The organism is Vibrio sp. FF145 (assembly GCF_041439075.1).
GTDB classification, from domain to species: domain Bacteria; phylum Pseudomonadota; class Gammaproteobacteria; order Enterobacterales; family Vibrionaceae; genus Vibrio; species Vibrio tasmaniensis_A.
Map to the genome: position 1 here is coordinate 1 of NZ_JBGONH010000125.1, position 1,284 is coordinate 1,284.

At 39.2% G+C, this 1,284-nt stretch carries 2 protein-coding genes; one reads left to right on the forward strand and one right to left on the reverse strand.

From position 1 onward, the window contains the following. Positions 1-207, forward strand: a 207-nt coding sequence (locus tag ACED42_RS21775) for a hypothetical protein (RefSeq protein WP_371704144.1), incomplete at its 5' end; no start/stop codon positions are given. 123 nt (positions 208-330) lie between these two features. On the opposite strand, the gene ACED42_RS21780 is transcribed toward ACED42_RS21775, so the two are convergent. Then, entirely contained in the window at positions 331-726 is a 396-nt protein-coding gene (locus tag ACED42_RS21780) for a DUF2391 family protein (protein WP_009847710.1), read from the reverse strand. Positions 727-1,284 lie beyond the last annotated feature (558 nt).

Genomic DNA, 1,284 nt, shown 5'->3' on the forward strand with positions numbered 1-1,284 from the left:
AACGGCGGACTGTTAATCCGTATGTCGCAAGTTCAAGTCTTGCAAGGGGAGCCAATTAAAGAAAGCCGCATCATTGATGCGGCTTTTTTGCATCTAAAGATCCTAGCGAGCCTCCATCCCCCTCACCTTTCTAATAGCTCGTTCAGTCGAGAAACTCTCAGTCTTAATTTTCTTGTAAAACAATTAGGCTTTACTCTTTTGATTTAGCTTTAATCACCCAACGACATGTCGAAATCTTTCTAGCGAGCTTGTTACTTGTGTTATCTAAGAGTGAACCAAATAAGCGCTAGAATGGCTCTGTTGATGACTTAACCTGGGTGATATACGGTTTCACTCTTTATCGAAACTATCCACTATAATAGCCCCCATAGACGCGGGCATTGATATAACAATGACACGTTTAAACGAGACTATTGGATCGCTTAATAGAGGCAACTTATCCAAACATGTCAGGACCAAAGCAACTACCAACGCCGTCATAGCATAAGCAATAACAATTCTGAAAATAAACACCGGCATGCGCGCAACAACATTTTTTTGAAAGACACTTTCATAAGTATAAAAGCCTAAGAACACAGCTGATAATAAAAATAGCAGCAACAGATTAGCAGTAGGCAAAGTCTCCCCTAACTTCCAGGCTTCTTCGGAAAAAGAAATCGGTACAGCCAAAGCAAAAGATCCGACAAAGATCTGACTGGCATCTTCAAAGTTAAAACTTAATTTCATAGTTCGCCCCATTAGCTTTTAAGGCTTTATCTATTTGTTAAAATAATCACTAAAATATCACCCGATGATCTTTTTTTGAGTCTATTCTTACCAAGTGAACGATAACGCCCTTCTAGCTTCATATTAGTCGCAATAGCCAAAACATAGCTTGAATTAACCAGCAAGAAATCAATATGTTCAGAGTAAAGTGGTCAACATAACTAATTCATATCGAGTCAACAAACACATCAGAGTAGAAAAGAGACCCTAAGATACCTGAACCTAGAGCCAGAGAGTCTCGACCTAATTGGATGATAAATATCACTGCACGAATACGAGAAATTCTCTATTTCTTAGCATATGTATCCCACCGGCACCAATTTGGGCCCTTAATCTAGCGACTCTCTCCTTCAACCTGAAATATAGTCCACTTCCCCTTTGAGATACTTTTCAAACAGGGTGCTCAATACAATTAAGAGTGGTTTAAGCTTAATGCCTAACAAATAAGGATTAAGGTGTTGCGTAGCCAACACTAAATCCCAAGTGTTGAACAAGCCCGAAGCCACTTTATTAAGTAAA

What these genes read in the sequence shown, in the direction of transcription:
- ACED42_RS21780 (WP_009847710.1), bottom strand. Translation starts at nt 726, where the DNA reads ATGAAATTAAGTTTTAACTTTGAAGATGCCAGTCAGATCTTTGTCGGA.